The sequence below is a fragment of the Saccharopolyspora sp. NPDC045941 genome, assembly GCF_056431445.1.
The window spans coordinates 34,846-58,064 of the sequence record NZ_JBWKKU010000012.1 but is presented as its reverse complement, the minus strand read 5'-3'; the positions used below and the strand labels follow the sequence as shown (position 1 = coordinate 58,064).

The following is a 23,219-nucleotide window of genomic DNA, read 5'->3' as shown; positions in this document are numbered from 1 at the left end:
GCATGGGAACCTTCCTGTCACTCGCACCTGAGCCGCAGGCCGGTCGCGGGACTCCGAATGCTTCAACACCGCTTTCCACAGGGGTGGAAGCATGGGGGCATGACGAGTCTGCTGCCCTCCACCCAGAGAGCCCTCCTGCGTCGCCTGGCCGTGGAGCAGAGTGAAAATCGTGTTCCCTCGCTGATCGCGGGGCTGATCCGCGACGGCGAGACGATCTGGGTGGACAGCCGTGGGCAGGTCGGCGGCCGGCCCTCCACAACGGACACCCAGTACCGGGTCGGTTCGATCACGAAGACCTTCGTCGCCGTGCTCGTGATGCGCTTGCGCGACGAAGGCCGCCTCGACCTCGCCGACAAACTCGACGACTACATCCCGGGCACCTCGATCGGCAAGCGGAGCATCGGTGAAATCCTTTCGCAATCAAGCGGCTTGACCGCGGAACCCGCCGGGCAGTGGTGGGAGCGAACCCCAGGCGGCAGTGCCGATGAACTCGTGGCCAGCATCGACGAAACCGCGCTGCGCCCGACGCCTCGCCACGGCTTCCACTACTCCAACGTCGGTTTCGGTGTGCTGGGGGAGCTGGTGTCGCGGCTGCGCGGAGCCCCTTGGGGCGAGGTGCTGCAGCGCGAGATCCTCGAGCCGCTCGAGATGAAGCGCACCACGCTCAGCCCGGTCGCGCCGCACGCGGAGGGATTCGCCGTGCACCCGTGGGCGGACGTGGTGCTTCCCGAGCCCGCCGAGGACGCGGGAGCAATGGCCCCTGCCGGCCAGCTTTGGTCGACCTTCGACGACATGGCTCGATGGGCGCGTTTCGTGATCGGCGACAGCGGCGAGGTACTGCACCCGGACACCGTCGCCGAGATGCGATCCCCGGCGTCGGTCGACGACGGCGCCGAATGGCGAGGCGGTTACGGGCTCGGGCTGCAGCTGCTGCGGCACGGCGGACGTCGGCTCGCCGGTCATTCAGGATCGATGCCCGGATTCCTGGCATCCGTCTGGGCAGACCCCGCCGAGAACACCGGGGTGATCTTCATGGCCAACACCACGGCGGGCGTCACGGGGCTGTTCGCGACCGACCTGCTGGACCTGCTCGCGAAGCACGAGCCCCGAATCCCGGCCCCGTGGGAACCCCGCGGCGACGCGGACCTGCGGCTCCTGGAGCTCACCGGCCAGTGGTACTGGGGGCCGACCCCCTACGTGTTGCGGGTGCGCCGCGACGGTCTGCTCGACCTCTCGCCGTGGCAGGGGCGCGGGCGGGCATCCCGATTCCGCGCCAACCCGGATGGCACCTGGACCGGGCTGGACGGCTACTACTCGGGTGAAATCCTGCGCGTGGGGCGCAACGACGACGGTGTGCCCACCCACCTCGACCTGAACACGTTCATCTTCACCCGCACGCCATACGCCCCCGACGCCCCGGTGCCCGGCGGTGTGGCCGGCTGGCGCCCGGCCAAGTAACCCGCGGCTGGCGTTGAAAGCATGGGAACCTTCCTGTCAGAGCGGTGACAGGAAGGTTCCCATGCTTCAGCCTTCGATCTGCCAACTCGGATGGGAGCCCGGGCGTTGTGGCAGGCGAGGCGCAGCCGCAGGACCGGCCAAAACAGCGTGAGGCATGCTGACTGGTATGCCCGCAGACTTGCCCGTCACCAGCCGCTGGACGATCCCTGCGCTCGAGCTCTCGGAGCGCTTCTCGCGGTCCTCCGGCCCTGGAGGGCAGGGCGTCAACACAACGGACTCGCGGGTCGAACTGTCCTTCGACCTCGCGCGCTCGACGTCGCTCCCCGAAGCTCTGCGGGACCGTGCTGTGGAACGCCTCGCCCACCGACTCGTCGACGGCGTGCTCACGATCGCAGCCTCCGAGAATCGCGCGCAGCTCGCCAACCGACAGGCCGCTCGGGAACGGATGGCCAGGCTGCTCGCCGAGGCAGTTACCCCGCCTGCCCCGAAGCGTCGGCCCACCAAACCGACCAAGGGTTCGCAGCAACGTCGGCTCGCTGGTAAGAAGCGGCGTGCGGAGGTAAAACGGCAGCGCCGTCGAGGTGATCCCGGCGACGCCTGACGTGTGCTGCGAGTGTGCGCGGCTAGCCTCGGAAGAAGACGAACGCAGAAGGGACATTGCTGATGCGCACGGCATGGGTCTTGCCGGGTGGCTCCACCTTCGGGGCGATCCAGGCTGGCCTGGTTACGGCATTGTTCGAGGCCGGTATCGAACCCGACCTGCTCGTCGGGACCTCTGCAGGCTCGCTGAACGCGGCATGGCTCGCCGGCGACCCAACACCGCGCGGGGCGGCGAAGCTCCGCGAGCTGTGGATGTCGATGCGGCGCACAGATGTCTTCCCGATCCAGCCCAGCCGGATACTCGCAGGGAAGATCGGGCTGTCGAACCACGTCATGGGAAATCACGGGTTGGCGCGCTGGCTGCACAACAACCTGCCGTTCCGCCGGTTGGAAGACGCGCAGATCCCGGTGACCGTGACCGCAACGGATCTGGACTCCGGCGATCCGGTGTACTTCGAGAGCGGCCCTGCGCTTCCTCCGCTGGTGGCTTCGTGCTCGATTCCCGGCATGTTCCCGCCGGTGAGGGTGGGGGACCGCTGGCTGGTGGACGGTGGCCCAGCGGCGTTCATGCCGATCAGTCGCGCCGTCGAGTGCGGGGCGGAGCGCGTTTACGTGCTGCCGTGCGGAGGCACCGAGCCTTTCGAGTTCAGCCAGCGCAGGCGGGGGATCGGTTCGATCGCGACCTGGCCGCCGCCGAAGACGCCACCGCGATCGGTCGGCGGGGTGAACGGTGCGGCGCTCGGCGCGGCGATGGTGTCCGCGGCACGGCTCGACCTGCAGTTGAACGCGACGCGCTGTGAGCTCTACGTTGTGCCGGCCCCGTCGGTGGTCGGTCTCTCACCGTATTCCTTCGCGCACACCGAGGCCCTGATCAACGCCTCATGGGAGATCGCCAAGAAGTGGTGCCCGACGGCCAAGCCGGTGCCGTCCGGCCCCGTCGACATCGGTGGAAACCCGATCGCAAGCGGCCGGTTCGGGGTCTCCGAATCCGCGCCCAGCACCAACTGACCAGACGCTGAAAGCATGGGAACTTTCCTGTCACCGTGGCAGGAAAGTTCCCATGCTTTCGTTGGTCAGGCCCGAATCGGGGCTTCTTCGGGCAGCTCGTCCACGGCGAGTCGCTCCGACGGTGTGGTTGCCGGGCGGGCGAGCGTCACCGCGACGTTGACCAGGACGTTCGCGGCGAGTCCGAGCAGACCAGCGTTGATGCCGAGCCACGGGTCGTTTCCAGTGAGGACGAGCAATGCGACGACCACCACCCCGGCAGCGAGCCCGGAGGCGGCCGCCGCAGTCGACATGCGCTTCCAAAGCAAGCTGATGAGTACCACCGGCAGGAGTTGCGCGAGTCCTTGATACGAGAGGACCGACAATTGCACCAGGCTGCTCGGTGAAATGAACGTGAAGAGCAGTGCCACCAACCCGACGACGAACGTGACCAGCTGAGACAGCTGCTTCTGGTGCGGCGCTGTCCGGGGATGCACGCCCAGGACGGACCGTCCCCACATCGTGCCGATCACGAGCATGAAGACGGCCATCGGAACGATCGACGACAACGCCCCGGCGACCCCGACGAGCCCGACGAGCCAAGCCGGCATCGAGTCGACGACGAGCTTGAACATCGCCAGATTGGAATCGTCGAGCCCCGGGACGACGAACACCGCGGCCAAGCCCAGCAGGATCGGAACGAACAGCAACACCTGGTAGAAGGGCATGATGATCGCGTTGCGGCGTAATACGCCCGGATTCTTGGCACCCAGATAACCGGCCACAGTGGTCGGAAAGATCGTGTAGACGACACCGTTGAGCAGCCCCGTTGTGGCGAACCACAGCATGCCCAAGGACTCCTTGCCGTGGCCCGGCAGCACGAGCCATTCGGGGCGTTCCGAAACGAGCCGGTCAAGCATCGGGCCGAGGCCGCCGAAGTAGTGCACCGGCACGTAGACGAAAACGACCAACAGCGTGATGATCACCAGGCTGTCCTTGAGGATGGACACCCAGGCGCTACCGCGCAGGCCGGAGAAGATGATGAATGCCTCGGTCACCACGAACGCGATGATGTATCCGGCTCCCAGGCCGATCGTGCCGTAGCTGATCGTCGAAACGACGACACCCATTCCTGTGATCTGGAGCTGGATGTACGGCAGCAGGAACACCGTGGTGAGGATCGCCACCGCGGCCCCTAACCACGGCGAGTTGAAACGGTATGCGGTGATGTCGGTGATGTTGTGGAGATTGTTGCGGTGGGCGTAGTTCCACAGGATCGGCCCGACGACGTATCCGACGGCGAAGCCGATCGCGAGATAAGCCAGCAGGTAGAACACCGGCATCCCGTAGTTGTAGGACCAGCCGGCGGCGCCGAGGTAGCTGAAGCTCGTGTACGTTTCGCCCGCCATGAGCACGAAGATCAGTACGACACCGAGGCTTCGGCCACCAACCGACCACTCAGCGAGGTTCGTGCGATCGCGGCCACGCAGCGAAAGCAAGCCCAGGGCGACCGCGGCGAGCATGAACAAGGCGAAGATGCCCACCGACACCGCAGCATTGGTGCTCATTCGTCATCACCTCGCGTACGCTGCCGGTCGCTTCGCCACAGCGGATCTTTGCGGGCGGCAAGCCAGATGCACGCCGGTGTCAGCAAAGTCGCGATCAGCATCCAGAACATGAAGAACGGCAGCCCCAGAACAACCGGCTCGATCCGGTTGTAAAGCGGAAGCGCTAGCAGGTAGAGCACGACGGGACCCAACAGCCACCACAGTGATTTTCGTTTCTTGAGCACATATCCCTCCGGCCGTTGAATCCGACTCAGCGAGGGAACCTTCGAGGCGGGGGTGACAGGAAGGTTCCCATGCTCTCCAATCAGGACAGGGCGCTGCGCCCGGCTATGGCGTCGCGGTCGTTGTTGGCCGTAGCCCAGGCCGTCGCTTCGCGAGTCATGACGGATCCTCCCCGTCGCGCCAGACCGCCTGGCCGCCGACCCACGTTTCGTGGATGTGGACATCCGGCAAATGCTTCGGATCCACTTCAAGGGGATCGTCGGACAGCACGACGAAGTCCGCCAGGTTGCCGACCTCAAGTCGCCCCTTGAACGAGGCCTCACCAGCGGCATGAGCCGAACCGATGGTGTAGATCGCGAGGGCTTCCCGTGCACTGATCTGCTGCGACGCTCCAAGGACTCGCCCAGCAGTTCGCCCTGCTGTGGAGAGCCGTGTGACGCAGCTGGCAAGTCCGAGCAAGGGCTCGAAGGGCCCGCATGGGAAGTCGCTCGAGCCGGCCACAGCGACACCCGCATCCACCAGGCTGCGGTGCGCGAACATCCGCTCCAACCGGTCCGCGCCGTAGTAGTCGAGGAGCTTGTCGCCGTGGAAAGCCACATAGCTGCCGAACGGAACCGCGATGGCATCCAGGGCCTTCATCCGGGCCAGAATCTCCGCATCCACCATGCTGCAGTGTTCGATCCGGTGCGCGGTCTTGATTGTCGGGTGTGCCGCCCGTGCCTGTTCGAGGGCATTGAGAACGAGCTTGATCGCCTGGTCGCCGTTGGCGTGGATCGCAAGCCGCGAACCTGCAGCGTGCACGCGGAACGCCAGCTCGTTGAGCTCATCGGTATCCACCGTCTGAATACCGTGATCATCGGTGCCTTCGAAAGGTTGCTCGACCAGGCAGGTGCCACCGGCGACAGCACCGTCCGCGAACGCCTTGACACCTCCGATCCGGAGCCAGTTGTCGCCGAAACCAGTGCGCAGCCCGGCAGCGTGGAACGTGTCGACATGCCGGTAGGTGAGTAGCGCGTTGACCCTCGTCGTGAGCTCGCCGCGCTGATGAGCCTCCTGCAGCAGCGACAGCTCGGTCGGGCCGACCATCGCGTCGCCGACGCTCGTGATTCCCGCGGCGTTCAGCACCCGGAGAGTGCCTTTCAACCGCGCCAATGCCGCTTTGCGGTCCTGATCGTGCAGTACCGGGCGCCCTCGTGACAGTGACGGGTACGCCAGGTCGAACAACGCCTGTTCGTGCACCACCCCGGTGAGGTGACCTGCAGCGTCTCTGGTGAGCTGGCCGCCGGGTGGCGCGACGCTGTCGTCGGACAGCCCCGCTGCGGCGAGGCCTGCCGAGTTCAGCACACCCCAGTGCGCACCGATGTTGATCAAAAGCACCGGGTGGGCATCGGTGACCTCGTCGAGATCAGACCGAGTCAGAGGCGTGCCGCCGGTGGACCGTCCGTGATCGTAGCGCGTCCCGAGCAGCCACTGTCCAGGAGGTGTGTCGCGAGCGCGGATCCTGAGCATCTCAAGAAGATCCGCCCGGGAGCTGGCCGCGGACACATCGACGCCCCGCTGGTTCGCGGCAGTCATGGTCGGATGCTGGTGGGCGTCGTTGAAGCCAGGAACGATCGTTGTGTCCCCGAAGTCGACGACGTCGGCTCCGGGCATGCGGCGGCGCAGGTCACCGAGGTCACCGACATCGACGACCCACTCGCCCTGGATAGCCAGAGCAGGCCGAGCCGTGTTCACATACGGCTCGTCGGCCATGGTGACGATCCGGTGGGCAGTGACCAGGACCGGTGGTTGTCCAGCGCTCGCCACAGCACCTCCCACGACAGCGGTCGATGCCTGGCATGCTGCCTCGGAAACCCGTCGAGCACCAGCCCCAAGACCAACGTCGTAGATCTTCAGGCCGCCTCCCGCTCGTGATGACCCGCCGGCGGTGCGGCACGCGACGGAAATCCCGGGAACGGCGTGGTCGTGCCCCTGAATGCGCGGAGAATCGCACGCGGCACCGCTGTTCCTCGCCTGCTGCCGAGCTCCATCTCGGCGATCAGGTCTTCCAACCTGCAGCGGTTCCTGTGCTGCATCGCCTCGACCAGGAGGGCTTCGGTCACTGCCCAGGTCTGCCAAGTGCGGGCGCCATCCATGACGGCACGCACCGGTGGTGCGACAGGAATGCCGTCGACGAGAACGGGTTCCGGTAGACGGGTGGTCCGTTCGAAGTTCGTTCCGGGATAGCTCTGGATCTTCCGGCTGTGCGGGATCAGGACGTGAATGTCCGCATCTTCCGGAGGAGTTCCCAGCCCGAGGAGGCGAGCGGCTTGGAGGCCGGTGATCACAGCATCGGGTCCGGCACGCAACAGTGCCGCGTTGATGCGATCTTTGACCGTCGGCGGCCCCGGCACGACGAGTAGAACACCGGGAGCGAGTCGCATCCAAGGACCGCCGGGGCGGGCCCGGCGATAGGACGTCGACTGCGAGACTCCGAGCTTCTCCAGTTCGACGACGCGGAATACCCGCCGGCCGTTGGACGGCAGGACTGAGTTCGTGGTGATCGTTGTACGCATGCGGAGCACTATCCCGGGAGCGGAGGCCGGGGCATTTGATTTTGCCTACCTTCGGCCCCGTGTCGGGCTCGACCATTCCACGTACGCTTCCACGCCTCGTCGAGCATGGGAACTTTCCTGTCATCCGGTGAAAGGAAAGTTCCCATGCTTCCCATTCTGCGGCTCGGTCGCAGGGGCGAATTCCGACGAAGTCAACAGCTCGCGCCAAGGTAGTTCTCAGCTTCGCGCGGCACGGTTGACGGCATGACAGCAGCTGGTTCCGGCGGATCGCCGGAGTACGGAGATGGCACGCAACACACGCCGGGGCCGGAAACCGCTCCCACTGCATCATTCGGCCCCGCGCCTGGACCGCTGCCGGGCGAAGCGAGCACCTACCCGGCCAATCCTCGAACAGGTGAGCCACGACGTTGGAAAGGCGTGGTCGCGGCCGCGCTGATCGCTGGAGTGGTCGGAGGGGGTGTGGGGGTCGGAGGCGGGATGCTCATTGCTGACGGTGGAGGCGCCAACTCCGCGATCACCCAGCGCGATCCTGTCACCGGCACCCAGGTCAACGCACAGGCCGGCACCGTGCAGTTCGCCGCGGGCAAAGCGTCATCGAGCACAGTGGACATCGCCGTTCGCGGAGCCCGAAGCGGTTCGGAAGGGACCGGCGTGGTGCTCACTCCGGATGGCTATGTGCTGACCAACAACCACGTGATCGGTTCAGGCGGCGAGATCACGGTCACCTTGCCCGATGGGACAACGCGGACCGCGAGCGTCGTGGGCACTTCGCCCTCCTACGACCTGGCGGTGATCAAACTCAACGGCGCCAGCGGGCTCACACCTGCGGAGCTCGGCAAATCTTCGACGCTGGCGGTCGGGCAGCCCGTCGTCGCGATCGGCTCCCCGCTGGGGCTGGAAGGAACGGTGACCTCAGGCATCGTCAGCGCCCTGAACCGAACTGTCGATGTGCAGGGGGAGAACGGTCGGCCCGTCATCTACAACGGTATTCAGACCGATGCTTCGATCAACTCCGGCAACTCGGGCGGCCCGCTGGTGAACCTGGACGGCCAAGTGATCGGCATCAACACCAGCATCGTGTCCAACAGCAAGGCGTCCGGAAACATCGGATTGGGATTCGCGATCCCGATCGACACGGCAAGCCGTGTCGCCAACGAGCTCATCAGCGGTGGGGTGGCGACGAAGCCTCAACTTGGTGTCACCGGTACAAACGGCCAGTCGGGCGCGCCGACCATAAGTTCCGTCGTTCCCGGTTCTGCCGCGGACAAGGCGGGGCTCAAAGCAGGGGAGACGATCGCCAAGGTCGGCAACCGGGCTGTCAGCAGCTTCTCGGACCTGGTGGCCCAGATCAGCTCCAACGCACCTGGCTCGAAGATCAACCTCACGGTGGCGGACTCCGCCGGTGGCAACCAGCGGCAGGTCGAGGTGACCTTGGGTAGCGAACAGGACAAGGCCGCTGAAACAGTCGACGATTCGTTGTTCCAGCAGCAGACCCCCAACCCCTACACCTCGCCGAACGGTGGGCTGCAGGGCGACAGGTAGGCGTGGGGAAGGGGACTTTCGTGCGGACGTGACAGGAAGGTTCCCATGCTGCAACGGCTTAAGCGGTGCGGCGAATCCACCACTGCATGGCGTACGCGACCAGCCTGATCAGCGCCTGCTTGGTGGATTCGCGGTTTCGCGCGTCGCAGGTCACGATCGGGACGTCGGGCGGAATCGCGATGGCCTCGCGCACCTCCTCGACCCGGTGCAGCAAGGTTCCGTCGAAGCAGTTGAGCCCCACGATGTAGGGCAGCCGCCGGTCTTCGAAGAAGTCGATGGCCGAGAAGCAGTCCGCGAGGCGCCGGGTGTCGACGAGCACCACGGCGCCGATCGCGCCCCGGACCAGGTCGTCCCACATGAACCAGAAGCGTTGCTGGCCGGGGGTGCCGAACAGGTAGAGGATCAGATCCGAATCCAGCGACAGCCGGCCGAAGTCCATGGCGACCGTCGTGGTGCTCTTGTTCGGGGTCGCGTGCAGGTCGTCGATGCCCTTGCTGGCCTCGGTCATCACGGCTTCGGTGGTCAGCGGCACGATCTCCGACACCGAACCCACGAATGTCGTTTTGCCGACTCCGAAGCCACCCGCGACGACGATCTTCGCCGAGGTCGCGGTCGTGGACCGACCGGTGTGCACAGGTCGGGGTCGCGTTTCAGGAGTCATGTCTGCCCACCTCAGTAATCGAGTCAAGCTGGCGTCTTGCGGTTGCGCGCACCTCCACGAGACCCGCGCTGCGGAGTTCAAAGGCGGCGAAGCCCACTCAGAACCCTCTCCATCAGCAACAAGTGCGACGTGCTGCCGTTTTCGTTCACTGTCTGGTGCACGGTCAGGAGGCCGATGTCGGCCATGTCGCCGAGCAAGACCTTCGCCACGCCGAGCGGAACGTCGAGCAGGGCAGCGACCTCGGCCACCGAACGCGGGTGCCGACACAGTTCGGCGATGGAATGGTGTTCGAGCCGCTGCAGCCGCGCCGGGTGGCACGACTCGCTGGTGGACACCAGGGTTTCCAGTTCCAGACGGTGATTCGATCGCGTGCGCCCGCCGGTCCAGGCATACGGCCGGATGTAGGTCGCTGCGATTTCGGGCTCCTGAGGGCTGGCTTCCTCGGGTGCCGACATGGCCGGCGCTTCAGCCGGTTCGGCCGACGGCCAAGGCGGATCCGCCGCAGGTTGTGGAGGGCCCTGCGGCTCCGGTTCGTCGCGCGCACGCTTGCGGCGTCGCCCGCGGCGGCCACTGTCGAGGGTGAACCGGTTGAAGACCTCGGCCATGGCGTCAGCTTCGGGCGACTCTCGGTCGTCCCATCGGTGCCGCCCGGACGCGTCCGGACCTGTGCTCATGCCGTCCTCACACCGACTGACCGGTCATCACACGATTCGTTCCCTGCAACTGGGAGCGCAGTTCCGGGGTCAGGATCTGGCCGACTCGTTCCACCAGCAAGGCCATCTCGTAGGCGATCAGACCCATGTCGCAATGTGGCGCGGCCAGGACCGTCAGGCACGAACCGTCGCTGATCGCCATCTGCAGCATGAGGCCGCGTTCCATTTCGACCACGGTCTCGTTCACGGTCCCGGCTTCGAAGCAGCGCGCCGCGCCCTGGGTGAGGCTGAGCAGCCCCGATGCGACCGCTGCGAGTTGGTCGGCCCGGTCGGTGGGCAGTTTCGCGGACGCGGTCAGCAGCAGCCCGTCGGCTGAGACGACCACGGCGTGCGCCACGCCCGGGACTCGTTCGGTGAAGTCCGTGACCAGCCAGCCGAACTGGTTCGGCTGGGAATTGTGGGCGTTCATCGGCCCTCCTGTCCTCTGCACTGATTCGGGTTGTCACGGGCGCTAGTCGGCCGAGTGCGAGTCGCGGAGGCTGTGCTTGCCTTCGCGGACCCCGCGCTGGAAGCTGGCCAGCCGTCCACGCATCACGTCCGCATCGCGGCGCGGCTTGACGTCCGGCTCAGTGGCCGTTCCCGGGACCAGTTGGGCTCTCGGGGTTCGCCGGGGAAGCCCGGCAGTCGTGTAGTCGGCGGTTTCCTGGTCGAGCAGCGACTCGGGGTCCGGGACGCCGTTGGTGCCGTTGTTGGCGTGCGGATATGGGTCAGGCTGCACGGCTCCCGTCGGCGCGGCGCTGTTGCGCGAGGTCAGCTGCTGGCGGTGGCGGCCACGTCGAACACCGGCCTGGAAGCTCGCCAGCCGGCCGCGGGCGGCGTGCGGATCGCGGGGCGGGCGCGCGCGCCCGCCCGACTCCGTGTCGGCGCTGCCGGCCACCAGGTTCGCCTGCGGAACTCGAAGCGGAAGACCCGCCGCGGTGTAGTCGGAAGGTTCTGCCGCCGCGACTTCCTCGGCCCGCTGCCGGGCCTGGTCATTCGCGAAGGTCCACGAGCTCTGGCCACCATGGCCGTTGGTCCGGGCGGGCTGAGAGGAAGGGAACCTTCCTGTCGCCGGTGGCAGGAAAGTTCCCTTGCCGTCACCCTCCGCCAAGGGGGCGGGCCATTGGATGGCGGGGCGGGTGGCGTCGTTTGGGGTCGCCTGGAACCACGCGGACGCGAGATCGTCGAAGATCGGCGTCGGGGCCTTCGCGCCGTTGTGGTGCTCGGCGGCCTGTACGGGCTCGCGGGGGATCTCTTCGGTGTTGAAGGCGTCTGCGGGCGGCACCTGCGGCGCGCCGTTGCCCGGGGAGCGGAACAGGTGGAAGCCGTTGCGCACCAATTGGCGCTGGCCGGCCGCGTCCTCTTCGGCCGCCTCCCAGTCGAACTCCTCCACCAGCGTGTCGGCGGTGCGGATGTTGGGCACTATGCCGTTGGTCCGCTGGACCGGTGCCGAGGGCGCGGCGTCCACCAGCAGTTCCGGCCCGAGGCCGACCGCGACGCACAACCCGGTTGTTTCCGGGCCGGGGCGCAGCTCCACCCGGATGCCGTGGCGGGCGGCGAGCCGGCCGACCACGAAAAGGCCCATGCGCCGGGATGTCGACGACTTGATCTCCTCGTCGCCGGTCAGCCGCTGGTTCACGGCCACGAGCTCGTCCTGCGACATGCCGATGCCGCGGTCGAGGATGTCGATGCCCAGCGACCCGTCGCCGCGCCGCTGCCCGGAGACGACGACCTGAGTTTCCGGCGCCGAGAAGTTCGCCGCGTTGTCGAGCAGTTCCGCCAGCAGCCGCACCAGGTCGCTCGCGGCGTATCCGACGATCTTGACGTCCGGCAGCGGCTGGACGATCACCCGCGGGTAGTGCTCGATCTCCGACACCGCGGCCCGGATCAGGTCCGCGGGCGACGTCGGCTGCGTGAACCGCCGGGCGGGGTCTGCACCCGAGAGCACCATGAGGTTCTCGTTGTTGCGGCGCATCCGGGTGGCCAGGTGGTCCAGCTGGAACAGGGTCGCCAGCTGGTCGGGGTCTTCCTCGTCGCGTTCGAGCTGCTCGAACAGCCGCAGCTGCCGCTCCAGCAGGCCCTGGCTGCGCCGCGACACGTTGATGAACGAGTCGCTGTAGCTGCGGCGGAGTTCGGCCTGCTCGGTGGCGAGGTTGACGGCCTGGATGTGCACGTCGTCGAACGCCCGCGCCACATCGCCGATCTCGTCGGCGGTCTCCACCGGCACCCGCTCGACGCGGGGGCGGGTGGCGTGACCGGCGCGGATGTCGGCGACCGCCTGCGACAGCTGGTAGTTAGCGGTGTCCAGCGCACTGCGCCGCAGGACGTCGAGCGACCCGAGCAGGTGCCGGGCGACCACGACGACGACCGCGCCGGCGGCCAGCAGAGCCGACAGCAGGATCACCGACTCCAGCCCCGCCATGTTGCTCGCGTTGTCCTGCAGTGAGAACGCGGTGTCGTGCAGCTGCTGATCCAGGTGGTCTTGAAGCGCGTTGAGCTCGCCATGAGCCGTCCGGGACTGGTCCTTCCACACCGCTGCCGACACCAGTGCCGTGGAGAGCCGCGACTTCGTGTTGTCGCGCTCGGCCATCGCCAGCTGCACCGAGGTTTCCCTCGCCGGGACCTCGGGCTTCGCGTACAGCTGGTCGTAGCGCATCCGCTGCTGAGGGGTGGCGGCCGCGCGGAACTCCTTGACCGCCGAGGTGCGGCGGGATTCGCTGGCCGCGAGCCGGGCCAGGTTGTCGGTGCTGAAACCGCCGCGGGTCAGCCCGGTGAGCACCAGGGCCTGCTGGAGCTGCATTTCCTCGCTGATCTGCCCCAGCTCGTGCGCGGTGGTGGCCGTGGACACGAGTTGCGACGACGAGATCTGGCTGATCAGCGTGCGGTCGAGCGCCATCAGCACGCCGATGAGCTCGGTGTAGGTGTTGATCGTCACCCCGGGATCGGCGTGACCGCCCAGCACCTGCTGTCGGACCGGCGCGAGCGCGGTGAGACGCCGGTCGGTTTCCTGCCGGGCGAACCGGACCGCCTCGCTGTCCGGGGTGGCCCGCAGCCGCTGGCGCATGTCGTCCAGGGCCCGGTCCGTGGCGGTGAAGCGCTCCTGCACCTCCGGAGCGGAAACCGGCCCGCGCACCAGGAACTCGGCGGCCTTGCTGCGTTCCTGCTGCAGGCCGTCGGTGGCCGCGCGCACCGCGCTGCCGGTCGAGACCAGCCGGTCCAGCTTGGCGTATTCGTCGGCCTGGTTGATCTGGCTGCGGATCTGCAGCACGCCGAGCGCCAGGGCGAAGATCACCGGAACGAGCACGACGGCGGCGATCTTGGTGGGTAGTTTCCAGTTGCGCCACGTGGTGATCCGCTCGGCGACCTTCGGTGTGGTGCTGGACCACCTGGACGCCCGGGGCGCGTTCGCGGCCGGATTTTCGAGTCCGCTGCTCACGACGCAGTCCTTTCCCGCGCAGTCGAGGTGTTCACCGACGGCGCGTTCGTGTGGTGGGCAGCCTGGGCCCGTCTGTGGTGTGCGCGGCAGGTTCTTGCAGGGCTGGCGGCGCTGCGTGCGGCCGGTTTTCGCCGGTGGCCGGTGCTGTCGTCGATACCGGCGTCCGGAGCCTGCGATGTCGGGGGTGATCGCGGCCGCACCGGATTCGTCTTCGCCGGGTGTCGGTTTTGAGAACCCTACCGCAATGAAATGATCTTCCTCTGTTCTCGAATTCGGCTGGCTGACCTGCTGATTCCATGTCGATGGAGATCATTTTCGCTGGGGTGACGGTTGATCTTGACAATCACGAACACTGATCGTGTTCGGCTGGGCGATCTTCAGAAGTGCTTTTGTCGCCCGATAGGTAGATGTTGGGGCTACGAATGACTTTTTCGTTGCAGAGCCGCGCCGAGATTTCGCCCGGTCGACCGTCCTGCGCGTCGAGTGCCTAGTTGACCTGCTGAAAGTTGCCGTGGCTCAGGGATTTTCGGTTTGCCGAGGGCGGTTTCGGTGGCGCCGCACATGGGGTCGGCACGGCAAAACGACCACATACCGTGATCGGTGAATTCATCAATGTGTGTGCTGTGTCGCTGCGCATGTCGGTGCTGCGGCATTCGCTGGCTAGACTTCCGAATCGGTTGGCAGCGCGGGCAGCGCGGTTCGCCGACGCCCTGGATCCGAGAACTCTCGATTAAGCCGGATCGAATGAGAGCCAGGGCGCTCGGCCACGGAGCACTGGGGAACTCCGAAGCATCGGCCGAAACCACGTCGATGCAGCTCGACTGCTTGGAAGGACGCATGCCCAACGCAACCCAGCCACCGCCGCCGCGAACGCCCGGGGGCGAGCCCGCGACGCCGGCAACCTTCGGCCAGATCGACAAACCGGCACCCCGCGCCCACCGGCCGGCGCCGGACTACACCGCCATCGCGCGAAGCCCCGAATTCCTCGATCTCCGAGCCAGGCTGCGCCGCTTCGTCTTCCCGATGACCGCGGTGTTCCTCCTCTGGTACCTCGGATACGTCGTCCTCGCCGCCTACCTGCCGGATTTCATGAGCATCCGGCTCTTCGGCGAGGTCAACGTCGGCCTGGTCATGGGCATCGGCCAGTTCGTGACCACGATCCTGATCACCGCCCTCTACCTCAAGTACGCGGCGCGCCAGATCGATCCGCGCGTCGTGGCGCTGTACCGGGAAGCGACCGGGGAGGACCCGCGATGATCAACGCCAACCCGGTGCTCAACATGAGCATCTTCGGGGTGTTCGTGCTGCTCACCCTGTACATGGTCTACCGCGTGAGCAGCTCCGGCACGGCCACCGACTACTTCGCCGCAGGAGGCCGGTTCACCGGTGCGCAGAACGGCATCGCGCTCTCCGGGGACTTCCTGTCGGCGGCGTCGTTCCTCGGGATCGCCGGGGCGATCGCGGTGCACGGCTACGACGGGTTCCTCTACTCGATCGGCTTCCTCGTGGGCTGGCTGGTGAACCTGTTGCTGGTCGCCGAGCTCCTGCGCAACACGGGCCGCTTCACGATGGGCGATGTACTGAGCTTCCGGATGCGGCAACGCCCGGTCCGCGCGGCCGCCGCAGTGTCCACATTGGTGATCTCCTTCGTCTACATGATCGCCCAGATGGCCGGCGCGGGCAGCCTGGTGGCACTGCTGCTCGACGTGCACAGCTCGGGCGGTCAGGCGCTGGTGATCGGCGGCGTGGGCCTGGTGATGATCGTCTACGTGCTGGTCGGCGGCATGAAGGGAACCACCTGGGTGCAGATCATCAAGGCGGCCATGCTCATGCTGTGCGCGGCCATGATGACCCTGTTCCTGATGGGCAAGTTCGGCTTCAGCCTGACCTCGCTGCTGCAGCACGCGGCGGAGCAGAACCCGTTGGGGGACCGGATCTTCTCGCCCGGTGCGAAGTACGGCCAGAGCGAAGTGACCAAGCTGGACTTCGTGTCGCTGTCCCTGGCCTTGGTGCTGGGCGTCGCCGGGCTGCCGCACGTGCTGATGCGGTTCTACACCGTGCCCAACGCTCTGCAGGCGCGGCGTTCCGTGGTCTGGGCAACCTGCACGATGGCGTTGTTCTACCTGTGCACGCTCGTGATCGGCTACGGAGCGGGAGCGGTCAACGGCACCGAGGCGATCCTCTCGGCTCCCGGTGGCGAGAACTCGGCCGCGCCGCTGCTGGCGTACCGCGTCGGAGGCACGGTGTTGCTGGGCGTCGTCGCAGCGGTCGCCTTCGCTACCATCCTCGCCGTTGTCGCCGGGCTGACGCTGACCGCGTCCGCCTCCTTCGCCCACGACGTCTACGCCAACATCGTGAAGCGCGGCAAGGCGGATCCCGACTCGGAGGTGCGGGTCGCCCGCCTGACGGCGCTCGTGATCGGTGCCGCGTCGATCCTCGGCGGCATCCTCGTCAACGGGCAGAACATCGCGTTCCTGGTGGCGCTCGCGTTCGCGTTCGCGGCTTCGGCGAACCTGTCGACGCTGCTGTTCTCGCTGTTCTGGCGGCGGTTCAACACCCGCGGCACGCTGTGGGGGATCTACGGCGGGCTGATCTCGTGCACGGTTCTGGTCGTCTTCTCGCCGGTGGTCTCGGGATCGCCGGACTCGATCCTGCCGGGCGTGGACTTCGCGTGGTTCCCGCTGAGCAACCCCGGGATCGTGTCGATCCCGATCTCGTTCCTGTGCGGCTACATCGGCACGCTGCTCGGAGGAGGCCAAGTGAGCGAGAAGCGAACCGCAGAGATGGAAGTCCGTGCCCTCACCGGCATCGGCTCGTCCTGACGTGGAGCATGGGAACCTTCCTGTCACTTTTGACAGGAAGGTTCCCATGCTCGCGCCGGGGCGATCGCAACCTCAGGCGAACCAGCCCATCACGCGATCCCAGAAAGACGCAGTCTGCTCAGGGGTATGGGCGTCGTGATGGTGTGTGGTGGCTGAAGTCGTGGCCGCAGGCCGCTGCCCCTCAAGGGCGCTGGTCTGTGCGGTTCCCTTCTGGCCGAAGACCACGTCGGAGCAGGAGTAGAAGGCCTCGGGGCTGTCAGTGCGCTGCCAGATCGTGTAGCACGTGCTGACCTGTCTTGCCCTCGGGGATCTTCGCGGCGATCGAGTACCCTTCCGCGGTTTCCGGCGGGCTGTCGACATCCGCGACCATCACCAGATCGCCCCAAGCCAGCGGCTTCGACGAGTCCCAGCCGTCCTTGGTGATGAAGACTGGAACCCGCCCTGGTGCTTGGCAGTGGCCTTGAATTCGAGGTCGACGTCGCCGGTCTGCAGCTGAGTGGTCGGCCATGCCGTGGCCGGGGCGTCGAAACCCGAGTACATCGGATTGTTGGCGCTGCAGAACTTCGCATCCGGGATCAGTTCCTGGTGCCGGCCGTTGGCGTCGCCGATCCGGTTGCTCATCCAGTCGTAGATCGGGGCGGAACCGTTCTCAGTGACGACTCCCTTGCATCCCTCCGAGTCGGGGCCCTCGGCTCCTTCTAGAAAGCAGGTGTAGGCGCGGCCGGCAGGTGCCTGCATGTCGCCGTGGGCGAAGGCGGCCTGCGGGGCAAGCAGGGCGCCGATGACGGACAAGCCACCAAGAGCAGCGGCTGCGGCTGGCTTGTGGCACACGTTCACGTCGAGTCTCCTCGTTGTCCGCCGGTGAAGACGTCGGCCGCGAGCGGCGCGCATCGATCACCGGTGCATCGTTTCGGGGTGAACAGATGCTGACTCGGCAGACGAGGCGAGTCCACTGTGAAAATTCTATTCGTGCTTAGTGAAAATTATTGGTTCGCCGATCGTCTTTGCAGGTGAGGGGCAGTGTGCTGCTGTCTGAAATGAATGTGTAAAGGAATCTGACATAGGCGATAAACGAGTCTTAATCGGGACTTCGGGGAATCTGCGGGTCGAATTTTCGATGCGGACCTTTTTCGATTCTTAATTTTCCCTGAAGTGAAACGATGCCGCGAGTCGCCCAATGGCGGGCAAGTGCGCCTGCCGGGGGTTGTGGCAGAAAGGTTCCCATGCAGCGGCCTGCTAGCTCGTGTGGCTCCAGGGGGTCTAGGAGTTGGAGCATGGGAACCTTCCTGTCACTGGCGCGACAGTCCTCGGGTCTCTTCAGTGCGGGATCGGGATCTCGAAGTGGACGGAATGGCTGTGCTGCTCGTCGCCACGCGCGTCGTAGATCTCCTTCGCCACCGCGCGCCAGAAAGGCTCGGCGCCTTCGATCGCCGGGTTGGTGTGCAGGTAGATCGCGGAGTAACCTGCTGTGTCGGCGACGAAGTCGCAAGCCATCGCGACCAAAGCGCGTGCAAGACCGTGCCGGCGGTGTGCCCTGGCGACGTAAACCCTGAACAGTTGAGCGGTCTCGCCGCTCGGGTAGCGGTCGGCGATCCACTGTGGATGCGGCGGACTGCTGGGGCCGTTGGACCGCACCGCCGTTGTTGCCGCGACCTCGCCGTCGCGGACCGCGACGTACAGGGCGTGCCGAGGATTCTGCAGATACGTGGGCTCGATGTTGACGACGTCCGAGTGCCATTTCGAGTCGTAACCGTGCCCGAACTCGTTGTAGAAGGTGTCGAGCATGACCTTCCGTGCGCCATCAACGTCGGATGGCCTGGCGGCGCGGACGGTGTACTCGCCGATGCGGTGTTCGATGTTGTGCTGCATCGCGTCCTCTCCGGGCGGTCGGTGATGCATGTTCGTTCGTTCCTGGGCGGCAGGAAGATTCCCTTGCTGCGGCTCTGGGCCACCCAGTGCCGTACCAGTAGGGCAATGATAATCATTTTCAACCTGACCGCAGGCGGTAGCCCCCGTTTGAGCTGGGATGTCGGGGTTGATTGGCAGGAAAGTTCCCATGCTGTCGCCCGCCACGGCGGGTTGACGGTGGTTGGGGGCGAGATTACGTTGGACGGCTGTTGTGGTCAGACCGTATGTCCAGTGAGGGGTTTGATGAATCTCCACGCGTTGCTGGGCGAGCGGACGCGGGATCGTGGGCCGGTCCGAGTCGGCGTGATCGGGGCGGGGAAGTTCGCCTCGATGTTTTTCACCCAGGCGTTGAGCACCGAAACCATGCACGTCGTCGGCATCGCCGACCTCTCGCCGGAACGAGCTCGGGCCGCGTTGCAGCGAACCGGCTGGCCCGCCGAGCGCTACGCGGCCGCTAGCTTCGGCGAGGCATTCCGCAGCGGTAGCACGCATGTCACCGACGATGCCGACGCGTTGATCGATGCTCCGGGGCTGGAGGTGGTCCTGGAGATCACCGGCGACCCCATGGCAGGTGTGCGCCACGCGGTTCGCGCGATCGACGCCGGTCGGCACGTCGTCATGGTCAACGTCGAGGCCGACTGCATGGTGGGGCCGCTGCTCGCGGAGCGGGCTCGCGCGGCAGGGGTGGTCTACTCGATGGCCTACGGCGACCAGCCCGCCCTGATCTGCGAGCTCGTCGATTGGGCTCGCACAGCGGGTTTCGACGTGGTGGCCGCGGGCAAGGGAACGAAGTACCTGCCCGAGTACCACGAATCGACTCCGGACACGGTGTGGGAGCATTACGGCTTCACACGGGAACAGCTGGATCGCGGGGACTTCAACCCGAAGATGTTCAACTCGTTCCTGGACGGTACGAAATCGGCCATCGAGATGGCGGCCGTCGCCAACGGCACCGGATTGGTGCCGCAGGACGAAGGTCTGCTCTTCCCGCCCTGCGGAGTCGACGACCTGTCAACGGTGTTCCGGCCCGCCGAGATCGGGGGCCGGCTGACCCGCCGGGGCACCGTCGAGATCGCCTCCAGCCTCCACCACGACGGCACCGACGTCGCGCGAGACCTGCGCTGGGGCGTCTACGTCACCTTCGAAGCGCGCACCGACTATGCGGTCCAGTGCTTCGCCGAATACGGCGTGCGCACGGATGAGACCGGGCGCTACGGCTCGCTCTACCGGCCATACCACATGATCGGACTGGAACTGGGCATTAGCATCGCTTCGGCCGCCGTGCGCGGAGAGGCGACCGGGTGCCCGACGGCCTTCCGAGGAGACGTCGTCTCCGTTGCAAAACGTGCGCTGAAGGCCGGGGAAGTCCTCGACGGCGAGGGTGGCTACATGGTTCACGGCAAGCTCGCCCCGGCAGAGATGTCGCTGAAGGTCGGTGCGTTGCCGATGGGATTGGCCAGCGGCGTCAAGCTGCGCAACGACATTCCCCAGGGCGGTGTCGTCGGCTGGGATGACGTCGAAGTGGATGACTCGGCGCTGGCGGTGCAGTTGCGGCGTGAGCTGGAACGAACGATGCGCGGATGACGGCGGGCAGGGGCGAGCTGCGCCCGTAGAGTGGGGCGGTCTCCGGGAGCATCGCAGGAAAATCGAGGAGGAGCGTGAGTTCCGCAAGCCAGAGCTCGTGGGAACCGGTGCGCAAGGTGCGCACCTACGAGCAGGTCATGGCGCAGATCGAGCAGCGCATGCTGGACGGGTTGCTCGCACCCGGTGACAGGCTGCCCAGCGAACGCGAACTTTCGCAGCTCCTCGGCGTCAGCCGCCCGTCGCTGCGTGAGGCGCTGCGCGTGCTTGAGGCGCTAGGCATCGTCGAAGTTCGGCCTGGCCGCGGGCCCGAAGGCGGGACAGTGTTCGTCGGTCACCCCGGTGAAGGGTTCGCTATCCTGCTGAAGATGCAGTTGGCGCTCGGGCACTTCGGCGGCACCGATGTGCTCCGGACTCGCCTGATGCTGGAGGAGTGGGCGGTCGCCGACGCGGCGCGCAACGCTACCGGCGAGGACCACAACGCGCTGCGGAGCATCCTGGACCAGATGGACGCGGCCGATCTGACCGCCCGCGACTTCAACCGCCTGGACACCGAGTTCCACGTGCAGATCGCTGAATCCACCGGAAACTCGCTGGCTTCCTACCTGATGAGTTCGCTGCGCACAGCGATCCAGCGCCAGATGATCGACGCTTACGAGCAGCTGGCCGATTGGCGAGCGACTGCGAAGACGGTGCGCAGCGAGCACCGGAACATCTTGCGGGCCATTGAGGAGCACGACGCCCTGCGGGCCGTCGAACTCGTTCGCGACCACATCAACGACTTCTACGAGACCGGATCTTTTACCGGCGGTCGCTGATCGCCGGCTCGAACCTGCTGAAGCGGGCGACGTCTTTCAATCCGTGAACTTCGGTCCCGCTCGGATCCCTGGCGCCGAGCAACAGGCGGAGCAGGAAGACCCAGATCACGGCCAGCATCGGAGCCACGACGATCTGGATGTGCGTGGCGGCCCCGGTGAGCTGGAATCCCCAGCTGAACAGGGCAGCCATGACCAAACCGAGCCCAACCTGGACGAAGCGTTGGCCCAACGCCGGCAGGAGACCGGCGACGAACAGGACCAGTGCGATCGAGACCCAGCTCGACACCTCGGCCATCAGGCGCGGCACCGCGACGGCCAGCACCATCGTCGGCGCGAGCACGGCGAGCAGTCGCAAATCGGGGCGCAACGCGCCGCCGGATGCCGCCATGAAGCAGAACATGGCGGTGAGCGCGGCCAACGTCGTCGCCGCGCCGAGCCCCGCCATCGCGCCCATCCCGGCCGCTCCGCCGACGATGACCGCCATCATCAGCAGCAACCCGAGCCGCTTGCCTGCACTCACCGAGGCCTCGCAACCGCCATGGCCCCACCTTATCGACGGCGGCCACAGTGGACAGCTTCAGCAGCGGACGCCACGTCGCGCATCAGGCATTGCCGAGGTGCAGCATGGGAACCTTCCTGTCACCTGGGCGGAAATGTCCTGTTTGGGCTGGAGTATGGGAACCTTCCTGTCAGGCATGGAACATCTCGTCGGCCGTCAGATCCATCCGAAGTGGACCGATTCAGTCGGCCGACTCGTCCTGGGATGGTTCGACGAGCGAATGTTCCAGCTTGGCGAGAAAGCCGGTCAAGGATGAGCGTTCGGTCGCGGTGAGTGCGCTGATCAACTGCGACTCGTGTTCGAGCAGTTCGCGCACGGTGGTTTCGATGAGGCGGTGGCCAGCGTCGGTCAGCCGGACGGCGACCGCTCGGCGCGAGGCCGTGGACGGTGATCGCGAGACCAGCCCGGCTTGTTCTGCCCGGGCGATTCGCTGGGAGACCGCGCCCGGGGTGACCAGTGTCCGGCGGGTGATCTCGCGGGTCGTGAGCTCGTATGGCGGGCCTGCGCGGCGGATCACGCTGAGGAGGTCGAGTGTGGACGGATCGATCCCGAGCCTGCTCAGGGTGCGCCGCCGTTCGTCGGCGAGGACTTTGGCGATTCGCCAGATCGGCGTGATGACCCCGATGGAATCGGTGTCCACGCCGGGAAGTTCGCGTTGCCATGCTCCTGCGATGTTCGCCGTGGGCCACGTGGCGGCCTGGTTGAGCGGATAGTCACCGGCTCCTGGGGTGTTGGACATCTGCCGCCTTCCGAGTTACGTTTAACGCTAAACGTATCAGTTGAGGAGCTTTCAGTGAAGCGCATCGTGCTCGTAACCGGAGGTAGTACGGGAATCGGCAAGGCGGTTGCGGCCAGATTCCGTGCCGAAGGTCACACCGTGATCATCACCGGCCGCAACGCGGAGCGGCTGGCAGCCACCGCGGGTGAGATCGACGTCCGGTCGATCGCCTGCGACGCGACCGATCCCCGGCAGGTGGCGGACCTGGCCGACCGGCTCGGAGAGCATCTCGACGTGCTGGTCAACATGGCCGGCGGCAACACTGACCTGCAGCGGTCCGGGGAGCCGGAAGGTCTCGAGGAGGTGATGGCCGCGTGGCGGGAGAACCTGGACGCCAACCTGCTCAGCGCCGTCGCGACCACGACGGCCGTGCTCGACAAGCTCCGGCCGGGCGGCGCCATCATCAACATCGGTTCCATCGGCGCCGAATACGCCTCTACGTCTTACGGGGCGGCGAAGGCGGCGCTGGCGGCCTGGAACGCGGGCCTGTCCGCGCAGGTGGGGCCGAAGGGGCTGACGGCAAATCTGATCGCGCCCGGCTACATCGAGGCAACCGAGTTCTTCCACGGGCAACTCGGCGAGCAGAAGCGAGCCGCCCTGATCGACGCCACCCACAACGGCCGTGCGGGACGTCCGAGCGACATCGCCGAAACGGTGCACTTCCTGGCGTCCGAAGGTGCAGGCCACATCACCGGGCAGACCCTGCACGTGAACGGCGGCGCTTACACCACCAGATGAGCGCCGCGTCGATGTTGCTTGCCGCATAACGAAATCGGGTCCTGGTGAGTGAAACTCGCCAGGACCCGATTTCGGTGCGCCCTCGACAGGACTCGAACCTGTGACACCTGCCTCCGGAGGGCAGTGCTCTATCCGCTGAGCTACGAGGGCTTGTCGCTGCGGACGATCGTTAGCTTAGCGCACCCGGCGGGCACTCTTCGACGGGGGTCAGTTTGCCGCTGTCCCGCAGTTCACCGCGTCTTCGTGGCGAGGTTGGAGCACGGGAACTTTCCTGTCGCCGATGACAGGAAAGTTCCC

Annotated in this window: 21 protein-coding genes, 1 tRNA gene and 1 pseudogene; 9 read left to right on the top strand and 14 right to left on the bottom strand. The window is 66.3% G+C overall.

Features of this window, described 5'->3' with window-relative positions; genetic code table 11:
* Positions 1-99 precede the first annotated feature (99 nt).
* From AC07FN_RS11940 to AC07FN_RS11930, 3 genes are all read left to right on the top strand, one after another.
* Positions 100-1,458, top strand: a complete 1,359-nt coding sequence (locus tag AC07FN_RS11940) for a serine hydrolase domain-containing protein (protein WP_478395623.1) — start codon at positions 100-102, stop codon at positions 1,456-1,458.
* 166 nt (positions 1,459-1,624) lie between these two features.
* On the top strand, positions 1,625-2,059 hold the full coding sequence (gene arfB / locus AC07FN_RS11935) for an alternative ribosome rescue aminoacyl-tRNA hydrolase ArfB (RefSeq protein ID WP_452616626.1): 435 nt from the start codon (positions 1,625-1,627) through the stop codon (positions 2,057-2,059).
* A 62-nt stretch (positions 2,060-2,121) separates the two neighbouring features.
* Positions 2,122-3,066 (top strand): patatin-like phospholipase family protein, encoded by a 945-nt coding sequence (locus tag AC07FN_RS11930; protein ID WP_478395622.1) that lies wholly within the window; start codon positions 2,122-2,124, stop codon positions 3,064-3,066.
* A gap of 65 nt (positions 3,067-3,131) precedes the next feature.
* Here the strand turns inward: AC07FN_RS11930 and AC07FN_RS11925 are convergent, their stop codons facing one another.
* From AC07FN_RS11925 to AC07FN_RS11910, 4 genes are all read right to left on the bottom strand, one after another.
* Complete coding sequence (locus tag AC07FN_RS11925) at positions 3,132-4,610, bottom strand: sodium:solute symporter family protein (protein WP_478395621.1); 1,479 nt, start codon at positions 4,608-4,610, stop codon at positions 3,132-3,134.
* Positions 4,607-4,834, bottom strand: coding sequence for a DUF3311 domain-containing protein (locus tag AC07FN_RS11920; RefSeq protein ID WP_478395620.1), 228 nt, complete (start codon positions 4,832-4,834; stop codon positions 4,607-4,609). Before AC07FN_RS11920 ends, AC07FN_RS11925 begins: the two co-directional genes overlap by 4 nt.
* Positions 4,835-4,988: 154 nt before the next feature.
* Entirely contained in the window at positions 4,989-6,584 is a 1,596-nt protein-coding gene (locus AC07FN_RS11915; protein ID WP_478395619.1) for an amidohydrolase, read from the bottom strand.
* 140 nt (positions 6,585-6,724) lie between these two features.
* Positions 6,725-7,396: a hypothetical protein gene (locus AC07FN_RS11910; RefSeq protein WP_478395618.1), complete on the bottom strand. Its 672-nt coding sequence runs from the start codon at positions 7,394-7,396 to the stop codon at positions 6,725-6,727.
* 468 nt (positions 7,397-7,864) lie between these two features.
* Between AC07FN_RS11910 and AC07FN_RS11905 the strand changes: the two genes are divergently transcribed.
* Positions 7,865-8,929, top strand: a complete 1,065-nt coding sequence (locus AC07FN_RS11905; RefSeq protein ID WP_478395617.1) for a S1C family serine protease — start codon at positions 7,865-7,867, stop codon at positions 8,927-8,929.
* A 58-nt stretch (positions 8,930-8,987) separates the two neighbouring features.
* Here AC07FN_RS11905 and AC07FN_RS11900 read toward each other — a convergent pair whose 3' ends face one another.
* From AC07FN_RS11900 to AC07FN_RS11885, 4 genes are all read right to left on the bottom strand, one after another.
* Positions 8,988-9,590, bottom strand: coding sequence for a GTP-binding protein (locus AC07FN_RS11900; RefSeq protein WP_478395616.1), 603 nt, complete (start codon positions 9,588-9,590; stop codon positions 8,988-8,990).
* A 77-nt stretch (positions 9,591-9,667) separates the two neighbouring features.
* On the bottom strand, positions 9,668-10,195 hold the full coding sequence (locus AC07FN_RS11895) for a DUF742 domain-containing protein (protein ID WP_452618193.1): 528 nt from the start codon (positions 10,193-10,195) through the stop codon (positions 9,668-9,670).
* A gap of 76 nt (positions 10,196-10,271) precedes the next feature.
* The gene (locus AC07FN_RS11890) at positions 10,272-10,712 is read right to left on the bottom strand and encodes a roadblock/LC7 domain-containing protein (protein WP_093270958.1); all 441 of its coding nucleotides are present in this window, start codon (positions 10,710-10,712) and stop codon (positions 10,272-10,274) included.
* Between the two features lie 42 nt (positions 10,713-10,754).
* Positions 10,755-13,718, bottom strand: a complete 2,964-nt coding sequence (locus tag AC07FN_RS11885) for a sensor histidine kinase (protein ID WP_478395615.1) — start codon at positions 13,716-13,718, stop codon at positions 10,755-10,757.
* A gap of 837 nt (positions 13,719-14,555) precedes the next feature.
* Between AC07FN_RS11885 and AC07FN_RS11880 the strand changes: the two genes are divergently transcribed.
* Together AC07FN_RS11880 and AC07FN_RS11875 are read left to right on the top strand one after the other, a co-directional pair.
* Positions 14,556-14,975 carry a DUF485 domain-containing protein gene (locus AC07FN_RS11880; protein ID WP_452618195.1) on the top strand — a complete coding sequence of 140 codons (420 nt, stop codon included), beginning with the start codon at positions 14,556-14,558 and terminating at the stop codon, positions 14,973-14,975.
* The gene (locus tag AC07FN_RS11875; protein ID WP_478395614.1) at positions 14,972-16,540 is read left to right on the top strand and encodes a solute symporter family protein; all 1,569 of its coding nucleotides are present in this window, start codon (positions 14,972-14,974) and stop codon (positions 16,538-16,540) included. Before AC07FN_RS11880 ends, AC07FN_RS11875 begins: the two co-directional genes overlap by 4 nt.
* Positions 16,541-16,612: 72 nt before the next feature.
* Here the strand turns inward: AC07FN_RS11875 and AC07FN_RS11870 are convergent, their stop codons facing one another.
* The 3 genes and pseudogenes from AC07FN_RS11870 to AC07FN_RS11860 all read right to left on the bottom strand — a co-directional run bounded on the left by AC07FN_RS11870 (position 16,613) and on the right by AC07FN_RS11860 (position 18,409).
* Positions 16,613-16,900, bottom strand: coding sequence for a lytic polysaccharide monooxygenase (locus tag AC07FN_RS11870; RefSeq protein WP_478395613.1), 288 nt, complete (start codon positions 16,898-16,900; stop codon positions 16,613-16,615).
* Positions 16,797-17,278: pseudogene (locus tag AC07FN_RS11865) on the bottom strand (lytic polysaccharide monooxygenase). Before AC07FN_RS11865 ends, AC07FN_RS11870 begins: the two are co-directional and overlap by 104 nt.
* 579 nt (positions 17,279-17,857) lie before the next feature.
* Positions 17,858-18,409, bottom strand: coding sequence for a GNAT family N-acetyltransferase (locus tag AC07FN_RS11860; protein ID WP_478395612.1), 552 nt, complete (start codon positions 18,407-18,409; stop codon positions 17,858-17,860).
* On the opposite strand from AC07FN_RS11860, the gene AC07FN_RS11855 reads away from it, so the two are divergent.
* On the top strand, positions 18,389-20,032 hold the full coding sequence (locus tag AC07FN_RS11855) for an NAD(P)H-dependent oxidoreductase (protein WP_478395611.1): 1,644 nt from the start codon (positions 18,389-18,391) through the stop codon (positions 20,030-20,032). The genes AC07FN_RS11860 and AC07FN_RS11855 overlap by 21 nt on opposite strands.
* 74 nt (positions 20,033-20,106) lie before the next feature.
* Positions 20,107-20,847 carry a FadR/GntR family transcriptional regulator gene (locus AC07FN_RS11850; RefSeq protein ID WP_478395610.1) on the top strand — a complete coding sequence of 247 codons (741 nt, stop codon included), beginning with the start codon at positions 20,107-20,109 and terminating at the stop codon, positions 20,845-20,847.
* Here AC07FN_RS11850 and AC07FN_RS11845 read toward each other — a convergent pair.
* Both AC07FN_RS11845 and AC07FN_RS11840 read right to left on the bottom strand, forming a co-directional pair.
* Positions 20,831-21,367, bottom strand: coding sequence for a hypothetical protein (locus AC07FN_RS11845; RefSeq protein WP_478395609.1), 537 nt, complete (start codon positions 21,365-21,367; stop codon positions 20,831-20,833). The genes AC07FN_RS11850 and AC07FN_RS11845 overlap by 17 nt on opposite strands.
* A gap of 220 nt (positions 21,368-21,587) precedes the next feature.
* Positions 21,588-22,145 (bottom strand): MarR family winged helix-turn-helix transcriptional regulator, encoded by a 558-nt coding sequence (locus AC07FN_RS11840; RefSeq protein WP_478395608.1) that lies wholly within the window; start codon positions 22,143-22,145, stop codon positions 21,588-21,590.
* A 54-nt stretch (positions 22,146-22,199) separates the two neighbouring features.
* Between AC07FN_RS11840 and AC07FN_RS11835 the strand changes: the two genes are divergently transcribed.
* On the top strand, positions 22,200-22,922 hold the full coding sequence (locus AC07FN_RS11835) for an SDR family NAD(P)-dependent oxidoreductase (protein ID WP_478395607.1): 723 nt from the start codon (positions 22,200-22,202) through the stop codon (positions 22,920-22,922).
* Positions 22,923-22,999: 77 nt separating this feature from the next.
* Here AC07FN_RS11835 and AC07FN_RS11830 read toward each other — a convergent pair.
* Positions 23,000-23,072: transfer RNA gene (locus AC07FN_RS11830), tRNA-Arg, on the bottom strand.
* Between the last annotated feature and the right edge of the window lie 147 nt (positions 23,073-23,219).

Coding starts and splice junctions, on each gene's coding strand:
- AC07FN_RS11905 (WP_478395617.1), top strand. CDS start 7,865: ATGCTCATTGCTGACGGTGGAGGCGCCAACTCCGCGATCACCCAGCGC.
- AC07FN_RS11915 (WP_478395619.1), bottom strand. CDS start 6,584: ATGGCCGACGAGCCGTATGTGAACACGGCTCGGCCTGCTCTGGCTATC.
- AC07FN_RS11870 (WP_478395613.1), bottom strand. CDS start 16,900: ATGTCGACAGCCCGCCGGAAACCGCGGAAGGGTACTCGATCGCCGCGA.
- arfB (WP_452616626.1), top strand. CDS start 1,625: ATGCCCGCAGACTTGCCCGTCACCAGCCGCTGGACGATCCCTGCGCTC.
- AC07FN_RS11925 (WP_478395621.1), bottom strand. CDS start 4,610: ATGAGCACCAATGCTGCGGTGTCGGTGGGCATCTTCGCCTTGTTCATG.
- AC07FN_RS11875 (WP_478395614.1), top strand. CDS start 14,972: ATGATCAACGCCAACCCGGTGCTCAACATGAGCATCTTCGGGGTGTTC.
- AC07FN_RS11840 (WP_478395608.1), bottom strand. CDS start 22,145: ATGTCCAACACCCCAGGAGCCGGTGACTATCCGCTCAACCAGGCCGCC.
- AC07FN_RS11940 (WP_478395623.1), top strand. CDS start 100: ATGACGAGTCTGCTGCCCTCCACCCAGAGAGCCCTCCTGCGTCGCCTG.
- AC07FN_RS11900 (WP_478395616.1), bottom strand. CDS start 9,590: ATGACTCCTGAAACGCGACCCCGACCTGTGCACACCGGTCGGTCCACG.
- AC07FN_RS11930 (WP_478395622.1), top strand. CDS start 2,122: ATGCGCACGGCATGGGTCTTGCCGGGTGGCTCCACCTTCGGGGCGATC.
- AC07FN_RS11895 (WP_452618193.1), bottom strand. CDS start 10,195: ATGGCCGAGGTCTTCAACCGGTTCACCCTCGACAGTGGCCGCCGCGGG.
- AC07FN_RS11890 (WP_093270958.1), bottom strand. CDS start 10,712: ATGAACGCCCACAATTCCCAGCCGAACCAGTTCGGCTGGCTGGTCACG.
- AC07FN_RS11860 (WP_478395612.1), bottom strand. CDS start 18,409: ATGCAGCACAACATCGAACACCGCATCGGCGAGTACACCGTCCGCGCC.
- AC07FN_RS11880 (WP_452618195.1), top strand. CDS start 14,556: ATGCCCAACGCAACCCAGCCACCGCCGCCGCGAACGCCCGGGGGCGAG.